General features: G+C 71.2%; 16 protein-coding genes. 5 read left to right on the top strand and 11 right to left on the bottom strand.

The genetic code is table 11. The features are described 5' to 3' along the window. Positions 1-2: 2 nt before the first annotated feature. From AB0H52_RS05470 to AB0H52_RS05480, 3 genes are all read right to left on the bottom strand, one after another. Positions 3-704, bottom strand: coding sequence for a DUF998 domain-containing protein (locus AB0H52_RS05470; protein WP_357945424.1), 702 nt, complete (start codon positions 702-704; stop codon positions 3-5). A gap of 110 nt (positions 705-814) precedes the next feature. Further along, positions 815-1,123: a helix-turn-helix transcriptional regulator gene (locus tag AB0H52_RS05475; protein ID WP_357945427.1), complete on the bottom strand. Its 309-nt coding sequence runs from the start codon at positions 1,121-1,123 to the stop codon at positions 815-817. Beyond that, positions 1,006-1,620: a DedA family protein gene (locus tag AB0H52_RS05480; RefSeq protein ID WP_357945430.1), complete on the bottom strand. Its 615-nt coding sequence runs from the start codon at positions 1,618-1,620 to the stop codon at positions 1,006-1,008. Before AB0H52_RS05480 ends, AB0H52_RS05475 begins: the two co-directional genes overlap by 118 nt. A gap of 506 nt (positions 1,621-2,126) precedes the next feature. Here AB0H52_RS05480 and thrS point away from each other — a divergent pair. Beyond that, positions 2,127-3,344, top strand: coding sequence for a threonine--tRNA ligase (thrS, locus tag AB0H52_RS05485; RefSeq protein WP_151492826.1), 1,218 nt, complete (start codon positions 2,127-2,129; stop codon positions 3,342-3,344). Between the two features lie 7 nt (positions 3,345-3,351). On the opposite strand, the gene AB0H52_RS05490 is transcribed toward thrS, so the two are convergent. The 4 genes from AB0H52_RS05490 to AB0H52_RS05505 all read right to left on the bottom strand — a co-directional run bounded on the left by AB0H52_RS05490 (position 3,352) and on the right by AB0H52_RS05505 (position 8,173). Next, complete coding sequence (locus tag AB0H52_RS05490) at positions 3,352-5,274, bottom strand: ABC transporter ATP-binding protein (protein ID WP_225854815.1); 1,923 nt, start codon at positions 5,272-5,274, stop codon at positions 3,352-3,354. Between the two features lie 218 nt (positions 5,275-5,492). Beyond that, entirely contained in the window at positions 5,493-7,226 is a 1,734-nt protein-coding gene (locus AB0H52_RS05495) for an ABC transporter ATP-binding protein (RefSeq protein ID WP_151492827.1), read from the bottom strand. Further along, on the bottom strand, positions 7,220-7,702 hold the full coding sequence (locus AB0H52_RS05500; protein ID WP_278124310.1) for a MarR family transcriptional regulator: 483 nt from the start codon (positions 7,700-7,702) through the stop codon (positions 7,220-7,222). Before AB0H52_RS05500 ends, AB0H52_RS05495 begins: the two co-directional genes overlap by 7 nt. Positions 7,703-7,726: 24 nt before the next feature. Next, entirely contained in the window at positions 7,727-8,173 is a 447-nt protein-coding gene (locus tag AB0H52_RS05505) for a DoxX family membrane protein (protein WP_357945434.1), read from the bottom strand. Positions 8,174-8,256: 83 nt separating this feature from the next. On the opposite strand from AB0H52_RS05505, the gene AB0H52_RS05510 reads away from it, so the two are divergent. After that, positions 8,257-8,817, top strand: coding sequence for a TetR/AcrR family transcriptional regulator (locus AB0H52_RS05510; RefSeq protein WP_151492830.1), 561 nt, complete (start codon positions 8,257-8,259; stop codon positions 8,815-8,817). Between the two features lie 153 nt (positions 8,818-8,970). Here the strand turns inward: AB0H52_RS05510 and AB0H52_RS05515 are convergent, their stop codons facing one another. Beyond that, positions 8,971-10,410 (bottom strand): GuaB1 family IMP dehydrogenase-related protein, encoded by a 1,440-nt coding sequence (locus AB0H52_RS05515; RefSeq protein ID WP_151490589.1) that lies wholly within the window; start codon positions 10,408-10,410, stop codon positions 8,971-8,973. 69 nt (positions 10,411-10,479) lie between these two features. Continuing rightward, a complete protein-coding gene (locus AB0H52_RS05520) occupies positions 10,480-12,231 on the bottom strand; it encodes a biotin carboxylase N-terminal domain-containing protein (protein WP_151490588.1) in 1,752 nt (583 codons plus the stop codon). Between the two features lie 139 nt (positions 12,232-12,370). Between AB0H52_RS05520 and AB0H52_RS05525 the strand changes: the two genes are divergently transcribed. The 3 genes from AB0H52_RS05525 (at position 12,371) to AB0H52_RS05535 (ending at position 14,831) form a co-directional block, all read left to right on the top strand. Then, on the top strand, positions 12,371-12,976 hold the full coding sequence (locus AB0H52_RS05525; protein ID WP_151490593.1) for a PadR family transcriptional regulator: 606 nt from the start codon (positions 12,371-12,373) through the stop codon (positions 12,974-12,976). Positions 12,977-13,097: 121 nt separating this feature from the next. Further along, positions 13,098-14,057, top strand: a complete 960-nt coding sequence (locus AB0H52_RS05530; protein ID WP_151490587.1) for an ATP-binding cassette domain-containing protein — start codon at positions 13,098-13,100, stop codon at positions 14,055-14,057. A gap of 18 nt (positions 14,058-14,075) precedes the next feature. Continuing rightward, complete coding sequence (locus AB0H52_RS05535; protein ID WP_151490586.1) at positions 14,076-14,831, top strand: ABC transporter permease; 756 nt, start codon at positions 14,076-14,078, stop codon at positions 14,829-14,831. Between the two features lie 108 nt (positions 14,832-14,939). On the opposite strand, the gene AB0H52_RS05540 is transcribed toward AB0H52_RS05535, so the two are convergent. Continuing rightward, complete coding sequence (locus AB0H52_RS05540) at positions 14,940-15,593, bottom strand: O-methyltransferase (protein ID WP_151490585.1); 654 nt, start codon at positions 15,591-15,593, stop codon at positions 14,940-14,942. Next, on the bottom strand, positions 15,590-16,288 hold the full coding sequence (locus tag AB0H52_RS05545; RefSeq protein ID WP_151490584.1) for a Maf family protein: 699 nt from the start codon (positions 16,286-16,288) through the stop codon (positions 15,590-15,592). Before AB0H52_RS05545 ends, AB0H52_RS05540 begins: the two co-directional genes overlap by 4 nt. Positions 16,289-16,503 lie beyond the last annotated feature (215 nt).

Raw genomic sequence — 16,503 nt, forward strand, 5'->3', positions numbered from 1 at the left:
GTTCATGCCGTCAAGCCCCTTTTGTGAGGCACCACAACTCCATGATCGGCGGCAGCGGCAGCGGCAGCGGCAGCGGTGGCGGTGGTGGGGGCGGTGGTGGCGGTGGCGGCGCGGGTTTGCGTTATCGCTACCGTGGCCAGGACGGCTACCTCGGTGACGATGAGGAGGCGTTCCGCCAGACCGATGAGCATTCGGTCGCCGGGGTAGGCGGACCAGATCATGGCCGCTGCCAGAGCCAGGCTGAGCAGGACGAGGGCACGCAGCGGCCGGGCGGCGGTTGTCAGGTCGGGTCGGCGGGCGAGCAGCCAGCCGGCGACCGGTAGCGCCAGGAAGGCGACCACCGAGGCGTACCGGTGCACGTACGCGGTGGTGGTCATGGCGGTGCCCGGCTCGTTCGTCGGCACCACCGCGGCCGCCAGCAGCCCGGCCACCCATGCGCCGAGCAGCAGCTCGGCCGTCCGGCCGACGTTGCGTCGGGGCGGGCCGGTGTGGCGCAGGCCGGACAGCAGTGCCACGGTGGCGAACGCCAGCACCACCATGGCGACGTCGATGGCGCCGCCCCGGTCGGAGACGGCGAAGTCGCTGATGGTCAACGCCCACGGGTTGAGGTCGTCGTTGACTTCGAGGTGACCGATCACGGTGAGGACAGCCGCCATGGCGATCCCGCCGAGGGCCAGTAAGCCGGTAGTCCGGGTTCCAGGCATGCCTCAGCCTGTCGCCGCGGGTACCCGAGCCGAATCGGGGAAGCCCACCGAAATCGTCCCCAGGGACCACCCCTACAGGCACCCGGACCCGAGGAGGTGACCTCGCCAGATCACGCAACGTCCAGTGGGATGTTCCCAATGCGGGCGACGACCTCAAGGTGGCCGCCGAGGCCGGTGACGTAGGCGCGGAGGGTTTCGAGGCTGGTGTGCCCGCCGCTTTCAATCTGGCTGATACGCGCCTGAGTCAACCCCGCCGCCTCGGCCAGTTGGGCCGGGCTTATACCCGCAGGTCTGTCGACACTCAGTCGATGGGGATGTCGGTTGCGGCGCGGGCGTGGCGGGCAGCGACCAGGGTCATCGCCCAGCCGGCCGCCGCGAAACCGGCCGCCGCGGCGGTGGCGATGATGGCAAGCCGCCATGCCGACTCGGTGAGCGCGGTGCCGCCGAGGTGCCCGACCAGCGCGCCGTACGTGGCCCAGCCGAGCGCGGCGATCGCCTCGTAGAGCACGAACAGCCGGTACGGGTAGCGGCTGCGACCGGCCGAGAAGCAGGCCGCCATCCGGCCACCGGGCACAAATCGGCAGAGCAGGATCACCAGCGGCCCGGGTTGCCGGAGCCCCTGGGTGACCCGGATGGCCACCCGGCGGGCCCGGCTGGGCTCGGCGTGCCGGGGTGCCCGCCGGTCGGGCGCACCTCGACCGAGCAGGTAGCAGGCCAGGTCCCCGGCGAACACGCCGAGCGCGCCGACGGCGATGGTGACCGGCAGGCTGAGCCCGCCGTAGACGGTGAGGGCACCGCTGGTGATCATGACGATCTGGGTGGGGATGACGGGTACGAACGCGTCCGCGATCAGCAAGCCGAGCAGCACCAGGTACGCCCACGCCGGCGATGCGACGTCAGTCAGTAGTTCGGGCACGCCTGCCACCTCGCCGAATGCGGCCGATTGGGTGTCTCGAGCCTGACGGCGTGTCCGGCGTCACCGTGGACAGCCCCACCCCGTCGTGACCGTCGACACGACCGGGCCACCCAGGTACAACGAGGCGAACCAGCCTCGGGTGACGGTTCCACCCGTGCCGGAGCGGTCGGCGGATCGGCGTTCGTCGGCGTACCGTTGTCGGCGCGGCTCCGCCCGTCGGGTCCCCCGTTCCTGACGTTTTCGGGCCGCCAGGGCCGCCGGCGGGTCCCGCGCCGGCGGCCCGCCTCCTCCCTTGCCGCCGTAAATCCGGGTGCGTCCTCGACCGCCCGATGGGTAGCGTCGCGGAATGCGCAGTGCGGTAGTGGTGACCACGACGCCGGGTGTCCCCGGCGCGCCGCTCTGACGTAACCACCGTCGACCAGGCCCCGGGGCGATCCGCTCCCGAGGCCCGCGCGGCGTTCGGTGTCGAGGTCGCTCCCGGGTCGTACCCGATCCAGGAGCCCGACATGATCGACCACCGCAGGCTCGGCCGTGAGCTGGACCTCTTCGTCTCCGATCCGCTGGCCGGCGCCGGCCTGCCGATCTGGCTGCCCGCCGGCGCCGCCGCCCGGCACGCCGTCGAGGAGTACGTCCGGGAGCTGGAGCGCCGCTCCGGCCACCAGCACGTCTACTCGCCGCCGCTGGGCAAACGCGAACTCTTCGAGCTCTCCGGCCATCTCGGCTACTTCGCCGACGACATGTTCCCGCCGATGCGGCTGAGCGCCGACGACGAGTTCGTGCTCCGCCCGGCGCTCTGCCCGCACCACGCGCTGGTGTTCCGGGCACGGGGCCGGTCCTACCGGGAGTTGCCGCTGCGGATCGCGGAGCTGGGCGGGATGTACCGCTCGGAGCGCTCGGGAGTGCTCGGCGGGCTGTCCCGGGTACGCGCCATCTCGCTCAACGACGCGCACACCTTCTGCGCGCCAGAGCAGGTGGGCGAGGAGGTCGCGGAGGTTCTGCGGCTGATCCGGGAGGCGCACGCCGCGCTCGGCGTCCGCCCGGCCGGCCTCCGGCTGTCGGTGCGCGGGCCGGGCGGGAAGTACGTCGGCGACGACGCGCAGTGGGCCCGCGCCGAGGAGTTGCTCCGGGGAGCACTGGCCGGGGTGGAGTACGTCGAGGCACCCGGTGAGGCCGCCTTCTACGGGCCGAAGATCGACATCCAGATCGTCGACGCGGCCGGCCGGGAGTCGACCATCTCCACCATCCAACTCGACTTCGACAAGCCGGAGCGGTTCGACCTGTCGTACACCGGTCCCGACGGCAGCCGGCACCGGCCGGTCATGCTGCACCGCAGCCTCGTCGGCAGCATGGAACGGCTGTTCGCGTACCTCATCGAGGTGCACGAGGGTGCCTTCCCGGCCTGGTACGCGCCCGTGCAGCTGGTGGTGCTGCCGGTGGACGACGGGCAGGCCGACGCGGCGGCGGAGCTGGCCCGGCGGGCCGTCGACGCCGGCCTGCGGGTCGAGGTCGACGTCGCCGGCTCGCTGGGCGCCCGGATCCGGGACGCGGCCCGCCGCCGCGTCCCGTACCTCGGGGTGCTGGGCGCCCGGGAGGTGGCCGACGGTCGCCTCGCGTTGCGCCCGCGCGGCGGCCGCGCCCTGGACCCGATGCCCGTCGACGCCGCGCTGGCCCTGATCGGCGGGCAGGTCGCCGCCCGCGCGGCCGACCTGCTCCCGCCGCACTGACCCGCCCTCAGACCGACGCGGGCTGGGCGGCGGGAACGGCGGGTTCCTCGTCGACCACCGCGCCGGTGAACTGGGACCGGTAGAGCCGGTGGTACGCGCCCTGGGCGGCGAGCAACTGCTCGTGGGTGCCCTGCTCGACGATCCGGCCGTTCTCCATCATCAGGATCAGGTCGGCGTCGCGGATGGTGGAGAGGCGGTGGGCGATGACGAAGCTGGTCCGGTCCGAGCGCAGCGCCGCCATCGCCCGCTGGAGCAGCACCTCGGTGCGGGTGTCCACCGAGCTGGTGGCTTCGTCGAGGATGAGCAGCGACGGTTCGGCGAGGAACGCCCGGGCGATCGTGATCAGCTGCTTCTCGCCGGCGCTGACGTTGCTGCCCTCCTCGTCGATGACCGTGTCGTAGCCGTCGGGCAGGCTGCGCACGAACCGGTCGACGAAGGTGGCACGGGCTGCGGCGACGATCTCCTCCTCGGTCGCGTCCGGCCGGCCGTAGGCGATGTTGTCGCGGATGGTGCCGCCGAAGAGCCAGGTGTCCTGGAGCACCATGCCGATCCGTCCGCGCAGGTCGTCGCGGCGCATCGTGGTGATGTCCACCCCGTCGAGGGTGATCCGGCCGGCGTCCAGCTCGTAGAACCGCATGATCAGGTTGACCAGGGTGGTCTTGCCGGCGCCGGTCGGGCCGACGATGGCCACCGTGTGCCCCGGCTCGGCGACCAGCGACAGGTCGTCGATCAGCGGCTTGTCCGGCTCGTAGCGGAACGAGACATGCTCGAACTCGACCCGGCCGTGCGGGTCGGCGACCCGGACCGGCTCGGCCGGGTCGGGTGTCTGCTCGTCGGCGTCGAGCACCGCGAAGACCCGCTCGGCGGACGCCACTCCGGACTGGAGCAGGTTGGCCATCGACGCGAGCTGGGTGAGCGGCTGGGTGAACTGGCGGGAGTACTGGATGAACGCCTGCACGTCACCGAGGCTCATCGAGCCGGAGGCGACCCGCAGCCCACCGACCACGGCGATCGCCACGTAGCTCAGATTTCCGATGAACATCATCGACGGCATGATGATCCCGGAGATGAACTGCGCGCCGAAGCTGGCCCGGAACAGCTCCTCGTTCTTCGCGTGGAACGCCGCCTCCACCTCGCGCTGCCGGCCGAAGACCTTCACCAGCTCGTGGCCCGTGTACGCCTCCTCGATCTGGCCGTTCAGCTCGCCGGTGTGCGTCCACTGGGCGATGAACTGCTTCTGCGAACGCTTGGCGATGCGCTGGGTGACCAGCACCGACAGCGGCACCGCGACCAGGGCCACCAGGGCCAGCAGCGGCGAGATCCAGAACATCACGGCCAACACGCCGACCACCGTCAGCAGCGAGGTGAGCAGCTGGCTGAGGGTCTGCTGGAGGCTGGTGGAGATGTTGTCGATGTCGTTGGTGACCCGGCTGAGCAGCTCGCCTCGGGGTTGCCGGTCGAAGTAGGGCAGCGGCAGCCGGTTGAGCTTCTCCTCCACCTCGGCGCGCAGCCGCAGCACGGTGCGCTGGACGACGCCGTTGAGCAGCCAGCCCTGCCACCACGACAGCAGGCTCGCCGCGAGGTAGAGCCCGAGCGCCAGCAGCAGCACCCGGCGCAGGGCGTCGAAGTCGATGCCGACCCCGGGCACCACGTCCATCCGGGCCAGCATGTCGGCGAAGCTGCCGTTGCCGCTGGCCCGCGCTGCGGCGGCGGCCTGCTCGGTGGTGGTGCCGGGCTCCAGTTGCCGACCGATCACCCCGGTGAAGATGAGGTCGGTGGCGTGGCCGAGGATCTTCGGCCCGGCCACGCTGAAGCCGACGCTCACCACCGCGAGGGTGATGATGGCGGCCAGGTGCAGCCGGTGTGGGCGGAGCCGACCGAGCAACCGCCGGGCCGACGGTCCGAAGTTCATCGACTTCTCGGCGGGCATCCCGGCGCTCATCCACGGCGGCCCACCGCCCGCACGGCCGGGCGGCAGCCGCTTCGGCGTCCGCGTGTCGCCGCCGGGCTGCTGCGCGGCTTCGCCGCCGGGCTGCTGAGCGGCTTCGCCGCCGGGCTGCTGAGCGGCTTCACCGCCGGCTTGCGGCGGGGTGTCGCCGGCGGGCTGCTGACTGGGTACGGTCGCGGTCCGCGGCTCGTCGGGCTCGCTCATGCCGGCACCTCCGTCGTCTGCTGGGAGGCCACGATCTCGGCGTACGTCGGGCAGGTCTCCAACAACTGCGCGTGTCGTCCCACTCCGACGACCCCTCCGTTCTCGAGCACGATGATCTGGTCGGCGTCCACGATGGTGGAGACCCGTTGGGCCACGATCACCACGGCGGACTGTGCGGTGACCGGCCGCAGTGCCGCCCGCAGCCGCGCGTCGGTGCCGAGGTCCAGCGCGGAGAACGAGTCGTCGAACAGGTAGATCTCCGGTTTCCGGACCAGGGCCCTGGCGATGGCCAGACGTTGCCGCTGACCACCGGAGACGGTGCTGCCGCCCTGGGCGATCGGTGCGTCCAGGCCGCCGGGCATCTGGGCCACGAAGTCCCGGGCCTGGGCGATCTCCAGCGCCGTCCACAGTTCCTCGTCGGTGGCGTCCGGGTTGCCGTAGCGCAGGTTGCTGGCGACCGTGCCGGTGAACAGGTACGGCCGTTGCGGCACCAACCCGATGCGTCGCCACAGTTCGTCGGGTGCGAGGTCGCGTACGTCCACGCCGTCGACCAGCACCGCGCCGCCGGTGACGTCGACGAGGCGGGGGATCAGTGACAGCAGCGTCGTCTTGCCCGCACCGGTGCTGCCGATGATCGCTGTGGTGGTGCCCGGCGTCGCCCGGAAGGAGATGTCGCGCAGCACCGGTTCGACCGCGCCCGGGTACTGGAAGCGCACCCCGCGCAGCTCCAGCTCGGCCCTGCTGGACAGCTCGGTGACCGGGGCGGTGGAGGGGGCCACCGAGGAGTCGGTGTCCAGCACCTCGACGATCCGCTCGGCGCAGACCGCGGCCCGGGGCACCATCATCAGCATGAAGGTGGCCATCATCACGGCCATCAGGATCTGCATCAGATACTGCAGGAACGCGGTGAGCGCGCCGACCTGGATCGCGTTGGCGTCCACCCGCTGCGCGCCGAACCAGAGCACCGCCACGCTGGAGACGTTCAGCACCAGCATGACCACCGGGAAGATCAACGCCAGCAGCCGTCCGGTCCGCAGCGCGGTGGCGGTCAGGTCGGCGTTCGCGGCGGCGAAGCGATCCGTCTCGTACGGCTCGCGAACGAACGCGCGGACCACCCGGATGCCGGTGATCTGCTCGCGCAGCACCCGGTTGACGGTGTCGATCCGGGTCTGCATCAGCCGGAAGCCCGGCACCATCCGACGGATGATCGCGCCGAGCGTGATGGCGAGCACCGGCACGCTGACCAGCATCAGCCAGGAGAGCCCGATGTCCTCACGCAGCGCCATGAAGACGCCGCCGACGCTCATGATCGGTGCGGCGACGAGCATCGTGCAGCTCATCAGCACCAGCATCTGCACCTGTTGCACGTCGTTGGTGTTCCGCGTGATCAGCGAGGGCGCTCCGAACCGGGCCACCTCGCGCGCGGAGAAGCGGTTGACGTGCCCGAACAGCGTGGCGCGGACGTCGCGGCCGAAGCCCATCGCGATCCGCGCGCCCAGATAGACCGCGGCGATGGAACAGACGATCTGGATCAGGCTGACCAGCAGCATCCAGCCGCCGGTACGCACGATGTAGTCGGTGTCGCCCCGGGCCACGCCCTGGTCGATGATGTCCGCGTTGAGGCTGGGCAGGTAGAGCGAGGCCATGGTGCCCACGAACTGGAGCAGCACCACCGCCAGCAACGGTCTCTGATAGGTGCGCAGTTGGCCGCGCAGGAGTCGGATCAGCACGCCGGGTCCTTCGGTTCGGTTGGGCGTCCGGTCATCCGCGGGTCGTCCCCGCTGCCGATGACCTCCAGCAGGAACTCCCGGATCACCTGGGCCTTCGCCGGGTCGGCGTCGATCGAGGTGAGCGGTCGTCCGGTATGCATGAGTGCGCTGAGCGCGGCAACCTTCTCCCGCCCGGCGGGGGTGATGGCGAGTCGGATGCTGCGCCGGTCGCTGTCGTCGCGCTGCCGTTCGACGAGACCGTCGCGGGCCAGCGTGTCGACGATGCCGGTCAGGGTCGCCGGGCGTACGAACCCCTTCTCGGCGACCTCGCGGTGCGGCAGCTCGCCATGACGAGCGAGCGTCATCAGGGTGACCATGCCGGCCTGGGTGAGGCCGTGCTCCTCGGCGAGGTAGCGGTTCCAACGCTGCCCCACGAGGTGCCCGGCCACCACCAGCAGTCGCCCGATCGGCACGTCCTGGAGGGTGACGAGTTCCACGGGCACAGGTTAGCCCCCTGATAGTCAGGGGCCAAACGAAATTACCGCCGCAGTGGCGACGAACACGATCTGCAGGGCGGTGCGCTGCCCGAGCGGGGTGACCGGACGCCCGGCGAGAGTCAGGCTCCGGCGAGCGGCCGAGACGTTGGCCGGAAACATCGCGAGCATGAGCAGGCCGAGGCCGGCCGCGGCCAGGCGGGCGGTCGCCGGGATCAGCAGGCCGACGGCGCCGGCCAGCTCCAGTACGCCGGTGAGGGTGACCAGCAGGTCCGGCCGGGGCAGTCGGGGCGGAACCATCGCGATCAGGTCGGCGCGGCGCTGTCCCGCGAAGTGCGCGACGCCGGTCAGCACGAACATCAGAGCCAGCCCGACCCGCAGTGCGGGGTGCCAGCCGTCGAGTGCGGAGATGCCGGCCAGGCCGGCGAGTCGGGCCAGCGCGGTGCCGAGAACCAGGGCGATCAGGGGTGCCATCGGAATCCTCCTCGCAGCAACTTGTCGGTGACAAGATTGCGTCAGGCGCTGGCATCTTGTCAATGGCAAGATAGGATCCCGGTATGACCGAGACGCGCTCGTACCACCACGGCGACCTCCGTCGCACTCTGCTCGCGGCCGCGCTCGACGCGATCGAGGAGGTCGGGCCGGCCGCGTTGAGCCTGCGCGACCTGGCCCGCCGGGCCGGCGTCTCGCACGCCGCGCCCGCGCACCACTTCGGCGACAAGGCGGGCCTGCTCACCGCGCTCGCCGCCCAGGGGTTCGACCTGCTGACCCAGACGTTGACCGAGGCGGATGACGACCTGCTGGAGGCCGGCGTCGCCTACGTCGACTTCGCCGTCGGGCACCGGGCGTACTTCGAGGTGATGTTCCGTCCGGAGCTCTACCGGGCCGACGACGCCGAGCTGATCGCCGCCCGCGAGCGCGCCGGCGCCGCGCTCCGCTCCGGGGTGGCGGCGCTACCCGTCGGCGGCGTCCCCGCCGACGCCGACCGGGACGCGCTCGCCGCCTGGTCGATCGCGCACGGCTTCGCGACCCTCTGGCTGGCCGGCGCGCTGCCCGAGCGGGTCGGCGACAACCCCCGCGAGGCAGCCCGCAACGTCCTGAGCCGCCTGGCGACCTGATCGCCCCAAACGCCCGCCCCCAAACGCGTCGATCATGGACTTGTGGTGGGCGGTTCGCCCATCGGCACCCCTTTTACGGGGCACCACAACTCCATGATCGACCCTGAGGTGGGTGGGCCCGGGGGGGTGGGGGGTAGGGCGAGGTGGGTGCCGTTACCAGCTGGTGGGGAGGGGCATTCCTTCGGTGAAGCCGGCGGCGCTCTGCACGCCCACGATCGCCCGCTCGTGGAACTGCGTCAGGTCTCGCGCACCGGCGTAGGTGAAGGCGCTGCGAACCCCGGCGATGATCTCGTCGATCAGATCCTCGACGCCGGGCCGGGACGGATCCAGGTACATCCGGGCCGACGAGATGCCCTCCTCGAACACCGCCTTGCGGGCCCTGTCGTACGGGCTGTCGTCGGCGGTACGGGCGCTGACCGCCCGCGCCGAGGCCATCCCGAAGCTCTCCTTGTACCGCCGGCCGTCCGGCTCGGTGTACAGGTCGCCGGGCGACTCGTAGGTGCCGGCGAACCAGGAGCCGATCATCACGTTCGACGCGCCGGCGGCGAGCGCGAGCGCCACGTCGCGCGGGTGTCGCACACCGCCGTCGGCCCAGACGTGCCGGCCCAGCTCGCGAGCTGCCGTCGAGCAGTCGAGTACGGCGGAGAACTGCGGCCGGCCCACGCCGGTCATCATCCGGGTGGTGCACATCGCGCCGGGCCCGACGCCGACCTTGATGATGTCCGCGCCAGCCTCGACCAGGTCGCGTACGCCCTCGGCGGTGACCACGTTGCCGGCGGCGATCGGGACGCCCGGGTCCAGCTTGCGGACCGCCTGCAACGCCGAGATCATCCGCGTCTGGTGACCGTGCGCGGTGTCCACGACCAGCGTGTCCACCCCCGCCTCGAGCAGCGCGGCGGCCTTGCCGGTGACGTCACCGTTGATCCCGACCGCCGCCGCGATCCGCAGCCGCCCCCGGTCGTCCACCGCCGGGGTGTAGAGGGTGGCCCGCAGCGCACCCTGCCGGGTCAGCACCCCGACCAGCCGGCCGTCCGCGTCCACCACCGGGGCGAGCCGGCGCCGACCCGCGGAGAGCAGGTCGAAGCCGGTACGCGGGTCCGCGTCCGCCGGCACGGTGTGCAGCTCCGTGGACATCACGTGGCGCAGCTGGGCGAACCGGTCGACGCCCACGGTGTCCGCCTCGGTGACCACGCCCACCGGCCGGCCGGCCTCGTCGACCACGATGACCGCGCCGTGCGAACGCTTGGGCAGCAGGTGGATGGCGTCGCCGACGGTCTCGGTCGGGCCCAGCGTGATCGGCGTGTCGTAGACCAGGTGACGCCGCTTCACCCAGGCGACGACGTTCGCCACCACCTCGATCGGGATGTCCTGCGGGATCACCGCGATCGCGCCCCGCCGGGCCACCGTCTCGGCCATCCGCCGACCCGCGACCGCGGTCATGTTCGACACCACCAGCGGGATGGTGGTGCCCGTGCCGTCGCCGGTGGACAGGTCGACGTCGAGCCGGGAGCCGAGGTCGGAACGGGCCGGCGCCATGAACACGTCGGTATAGGTCAGGTCGTGCGCGGGGGCCGCGCCGTGAAGGAACCGCACCCGGCCATCATTCCCGCTCCGCGCCGCCCCCGCCGCCGGTGGTGGCCGAAACCACCCGCGACCGGTCGGTCACGCGATGGTGCAGATGGGGGCGCCGGCGGTGATCACGGCACCGACCTCGGCGGTGAGACCGCTGACCGTACCCGCCTTGTGGGCGTGCAGCGGTTGCTCCATCTTCATCGCCTCCAGCACCACCACCAGGTCGCCCTCGGCCACGGTGTCGCCGTCCGCCACCGCGATCTTGACGATCGTGCCCTGCATGGGTGAGGTGAGCGCGTCGCCGCCGACCGGAGCACCGGCCTTGGCCCCGCCGCCGCGCCGGGTCGGCTTACGGGAGGCGGGTGCCGCGGTGGTCGTACTCCCGCCGAAGCCGGCGGGGAGGCTGACCTCGAGGCGCTTGCCGCCGACCTCGACCACGACGGTGTCGCGTTCGGCCGGCGCCTCGGCGGTGCCGGCGGCGGCCGCGAACGGCGGCACGGTGTTGTGGAACTCGGTCTCGATCCACCGGGTGTGCACGGTGAACGGTTCGGCGGTGAACGCCTCGTCCCGCACGACCAGCCGGTGGAACGGCAGCGCGGTGGCCATCCCGTCGAGGACCATCTCGTCGAGGGCGCGGCGGGCGCGCTCCAGCGCCTCGGTCCGTGTCTCACCGGTGATGATCACCTTGGCCAGCAGCGAGTCGAAGTTGCCGCCGATCACGTCGCCGGCCGAGATGCCGGTGTCCACCCGGACGCCGGGGCCGGTGGGCAGCCGCAGCGCGGTGACCGTGCCCGGAGCGGGCAGGAAGTTACGGCCCGGATCCTCGCCGTTGATCCGGAACTCGATGGAGTGCCCGCGCGGCGTCGGGTCCTCGGTGATTCGCAGCTTCTCGCCGTCGGCGATCCGGAACTGCTCGCGGACCAGGTCGATGCCGGCGGTCTCCTCGGTGACCGGGTGCTCGACCTGCAGGCGGGTGTTGACCTCCAGGAAGGAGATCGTGCCGTCCTTGCCGACCAGGTACTCCACCGTGCCGGCGCCGTGGTAGCCCGCCTCCCGGCAGATCGCCTTGGCGCTGTCGTGGATCTGCGCCCGCTGGGCGTCGGTGAGGAAGGGTGCGGGCGCCTCCTCCACCAGCTTCTGGTGCCGCCGCTGCAACGAGCAGTCCCGGGTGCCCACCACGATCACGTTGCCGTGCTGGTCGGCGAGGACCTGCGCCTCGACGTGCCGGGGCTGGTCCAGGTACCGCTCGACGAAGCACTCGCCCCGACCGAACGCCGCGACCGCCTCCCGGGTGGCCGACTCGAACAGCTGGGGAATCTCCTCCATCGTGCGGGCCACCTTGAGCCCGCGCCCGCCACCGCCGAACGCGGCCTTGATGGCGACCGGCAGGCCGTGGTCGACGGCGAACGCCATCACCTCGTCCGGGCTGGCCACCGGGTCGGGGGTGCCGGGGACCAGCGGGGCGCCGGCGCGCTGGGCGATGTGCCGGGCGGTCACCTTGTCGCCCAGGTCGCGGATTGCCTGCGGGGTGGGGCCGATCCAGGTCAGCCCGGCGTCGATGACCGCCTGGGCGAAGTCGGCGTTCTCGGACAGGAAGCCGTAGCCGGGGTGCACGGCGTCGGCGCCGGCCCGCGCGGCCACGTCGAGCAGCTTGTCGATGCGCAGGTACGTCTCGGTCGCGCTGTCACCGCCGAGCGCGTACGCCTCGTCGGCGAGCGTGGCGTGCAGGGCGTCGCGGTCGGAGTCCGCGTAGACGGCGACGCTGGCGAGGCGGGCGTCACGGCAGGCGCGGATGACCCGGACGGCGATCTCGCCGCGGTTGGCGATGAGTACCTTGCGCACCTTCGTGGCTCCTCCCGGCAGGTTACTGACGGGGAGTGTATCGGCCACCCGTGGTGGCCCTAACGATCGCTCAGTGTGGGATGGGGCACTGAGCTTAGTCAAACTTGGCTATTACGCTTGTGCGGTGTCGTCGACTCGAATGATGATCCTCGGTCTGGTGCGCTGGATGCAGCCGGTGCACGGCTATGACGTGCGCCGCGAGCTGCTGAGCTGGAGCGCCGACAAGTGGGCGAACGTGCAACCCGGATCGATCTACCACGCGCTGCGCAAGCTCACCGAGGAAGGGCTGCTCCGTGCCGTTGCCACCGAGCAGGTCGGTGCCCGTCCGGCCCGGACCACGTACGAGGTGACCACCAAGGGGGACGACGAGTTCGAGACGCTGCTGCGCAACCACTGGTGGAACATCAGCGAGCCCGCCGATCCGTTCGTGGCGGCCTTTTCGTTCCTGCCGGCCATGCCGCGCGCGGAGGCGGCCGCCGCCCTGCGTAACCGGGCCAATCTGCTGCGCGCCGGCGTCGAGTCGATGCGCGCCTCGCTGGAGTCGGACTGGGTGCGCAACCGCAAGCCGACCCACGTGGGCTGGATGTTCGAGCTGTGGTCGGCGCGGGCCGAGGCGGAGATGAGCTGGTGCGAGCGGATCGCGGAGCGGATCGATTCCGGAGTGTCGTACCTGCCTGCTGAGCTGGACGAAGCGCAGGGTTGGTCGGGGTGGCGGGACGGCGTGGAGCCCACCGACTCGGAATAATCAACGTTGACTAAAAAAGCTATATCGCGTTAGCCTGCTGTCGGCACAGCGGGGGAGTGCGCCGTCCGGCGTCGTCCCACCCGGCGGCCGGCCCGGCCGGCCCGAACGACCAGGAGCAGAAATGATCGAGACCAGGGGGCTGCGGAAGTCGTTCCGCTCCCGCGCGGGTCGAGAAACGAAGACGGTGGACGCCGTGCGGGGCGTCAACCTCGAGGTCGCCGAGGGGGAGATCTTCGGCTTCCTCGGCCCGAACGGCGCCGGCAAGACCACCACGCTGCGGATGCTCGCCACGCTGATCGAGCCGGACGGCGGCGATGCCACCATCGCGGGCGCCGACCTGCGCAAGGACCCGGCGGAGGTGCGCCGCCGCATCGGGTACGTCCCGCAGGGCGGCAGCACCTGGGACGAGTCCACCGCCCGCGAGGAGCTGGTGCTGCACGCCCGGATGTACGGCATCGGCAAGGCCGACGCGCAGCGGCGCGCGGCCCGCGCGCTGGACGCCTTCCAGCTCACCGAGTACGCCGACCGCAAGTGCAAGACCTACTCGGGCGGTCAGCGCCGGCGGGTCGAGATCGCGCTCGGCATCATCCACGAGCCGAAGATCGTCTTCCTGGACGAGCCGACCACCGGCCTCGACCCGCAGAGCCGCGCCCACATGTGGGACGAGATCCGGCGGCTGCGCAGCGACGGGATGACCGTCTTCATCACCACGCACTACCTGGACGAGGCCGACGCGCTCTGCGACCGGATCGCGATCATGGACAACGGCGAGGTGGTGGCCGAGGGCACCCCGGCCGCGCTGAAGCGGGAGATCTCCGGCGACGTGGTGCTGGTCGGCCTCGACGTGGCCGCCACCCCGCAGGCCGCCAAGGCGCTCGACGGCGAGCCGTACGTCAACAAGTTGGAGACCGCTGACGAGGGCGGCCTGCGTCTCTACGTCGACGAGGGCGCCACCGCCATTCCGCAGGTGCTGCGCCGACTCGACCACGCCGGGCTGGAGTTGCGCTCGATCGAGCTGCACCGGCCCAGCCTGGACGACGTCTTCCTGACCAAGACCGGCCGCTCGCTGCGCGAGTCCTGACCATCCCGGAGACGACTCATGAAATTCGCCCGTGACACGTGGCTGATCTTCCAGCGGCAGCTCCAACTCCTGCTGCGCAACCCGGTCTGGGTCTTCGTCGGCGTCTTCCAGCCGGTGATGTACCTGCTGCTCTTCGCCCCGCTGCTCAAGCCGGCGCTGAACGCGCCCACCCAGGCCGCCGCCTACAAGATCTTCGTACCCGGTCTGCTGGTGCTGCTGGCCATCTTCGGTGGCCTGTTCCAGGGCTTCGGCCTGATCGCCGAACTGCGCGCCGGGGTCATCGAACGCTCCCGGGTCACCCCGATCAGCCGGCTCGCCCTGCTGCTCGGCCGCTCACTGCGCGACGTGGTCTCGCTCATCGCGCAGGCCATCATCATCACCCTGCTGGCGCTCCTGTTCGACCTGCGGGTGTTCATCGGTGACCTGCTGCTGGCGTACCTGATGCTCGCCCTCATCGCGCTCATGACCTCGGCCGTCTCGTACGGCGTCGCACTCAAGGTCAAGAGCGAGGACGCGCTGGCACCCCTGATGAACACGGTGGCACAGCCGGTGCTGCTGCTGTCCGGCATCCTGCTGCCGCTGACCTTCGCACCCGGCTGGTTGCAGGGCATCGCCGACTGGAACCCGTTCTCCTGGGCGGTCGACGGCACCCGGGCGCTGTTCGCCGGCGACCTCGGCAGCGACAAGGTCTGGCAGGGTCTCACCATCACCGCGGTCCTCGCCGCACTGGGCGTCTTCTGGGCCGCACGCCAGTTCGCCCGCAGCGTCCGCTGACGCTGGCCTGCACACGAAAATCGGGGTGTCCCTCGTGCTGAGGGGCACCCCGATCTGCGTGCGCGGCCGGGCGCTGGCCGCCGTTCTTCAGCGTCGCGTGTCCGGCGTTCAGCGCACCCGGGCGAGGGTGAGGCCGTCCGCGATCGGCAGCATCACCGGATCCACCCGTACATCAGCGAGGACCTCGTCGTTGAAGGCGGCGATGGCCCGATCGTTGGCGTCCCGCGGCGCGATGACCCGGCCGCCGCGCAGCACGTTGTCGACCGCGATCACCCCACCCGGCCGCATCCGGGGCACCAGCTCCGCCCAGTAGACCGGGTACCCCGTCTTGTCCGCGTCGATGAACGCGAAGTCCAGGTGACGCTCCTGCGGCAGCTCCCGCAGCGTCTCCCCGGCCGGGCCGATCCGCAGGTCGATCCGGTCCTGCACGCCGGCCCGAGCCCAGTAGCGCCGGGCGATGCCGGTGAACTCTTCGGAAATGTCGAAGCAGGTCAACCGCCCGCCCTCGGGCAGCCCGCGGGCGATCGCCAGCGACGACAGCCCGGTGAACGTGCCGACCTCGACGGCCTGCCGGACGTCGAGCAGTCGGGTGAGGAACGTCAGGAAGGCCGCCTGCTCCGGTGCCACCTGCATGGTGGCGTGCTCCGGCAGCACCGACCGGGTCTCCTCGGCCAGATCCTGAATGATCTCGTCCGGCGGGGCGCCGTGCGCGACCAGGTACGCGTGCAGTTCGTCGGTGAGCGGGATCGACTTGGTGGTCATGACTGGACGTTACCGAGCGGCTCGACAGATTGGCCGCCCGGCGCGACCTTCGTCCACAGGTCGGTGATCCGCAGATCCAGCTCGGCGAGGAGACGGCGCAGCAGCGGCATCGACAAACCGACCACCGTGCCCGGGTCACCCTCGATCCGCTCCACGAACGGCCCACCGAGGCCGTCGATCGTGAACGCCCCGGCCACGGCCAGCGGCTCACCAGTCGCCACGTACGCGGCGATCTCGTCGTCACTGATGTCCGCGAAGTGAACGGTCGTCGAGGCGACCGCCTCCGCACGCCGACCGGCGACAACATCGATCAGGCAGTGGCCACTGTGCAGAACACCACTGCGCCCCCGCATCCGCAGCCAACGCCGGGTCGCGTCCGCCGGATCCGCCGGCTTGCCGAGGATCTCCCCGTCGAACGCCAGCACCGAGTCACAGCCGATCACCAGCGTCCGCTGGTTGCTGCCGGCGCCGGCCGGCCCGCCGTCCGGGCCAGCCGGGTTCAGCCGCGTCAGCACCGCCTGCGCCTTGAGCCGCGCCAACTCCAGGCACAACTCCTCGGCCCGGTCGGTCACCACCAGGGATTCGTCCACCCCACTGACCAGGACGTCCGGTTCGATCCCGGCGGCCTGCAGAGACTTGCGACGGGCAGGGCTCGCCGAGGCGAGCACGAGGCGGAGCGGCAGAGAGTCAGACACGGTTTCGACGTTACCGGCTCCCATCCCGCACACCGTGCCCGCCAGGCCGCCCGAGGTCTCGTCAGGTGCCTCCCGGTGCCCTTGATCGACTTCGTCTCGCCGAAATCGGCCTGTCACACCTCGACAAAAGCCCAATATTGCCGACATCGGGTCGACCAGCGCAGCCCACCCTCGTGATCCACTCACCTTTAAGGAAATCGGGGTATCCGGCAGCA

It is taken from the genome of Micromonospora sp. NPDC050695, assembly GCF_040654415.1.
Classification (GTDB): Bacteria; Actinomycetota; Actinomycetes; order Mycobacteriales; family Micromonosporaceae; genus Micromonospora.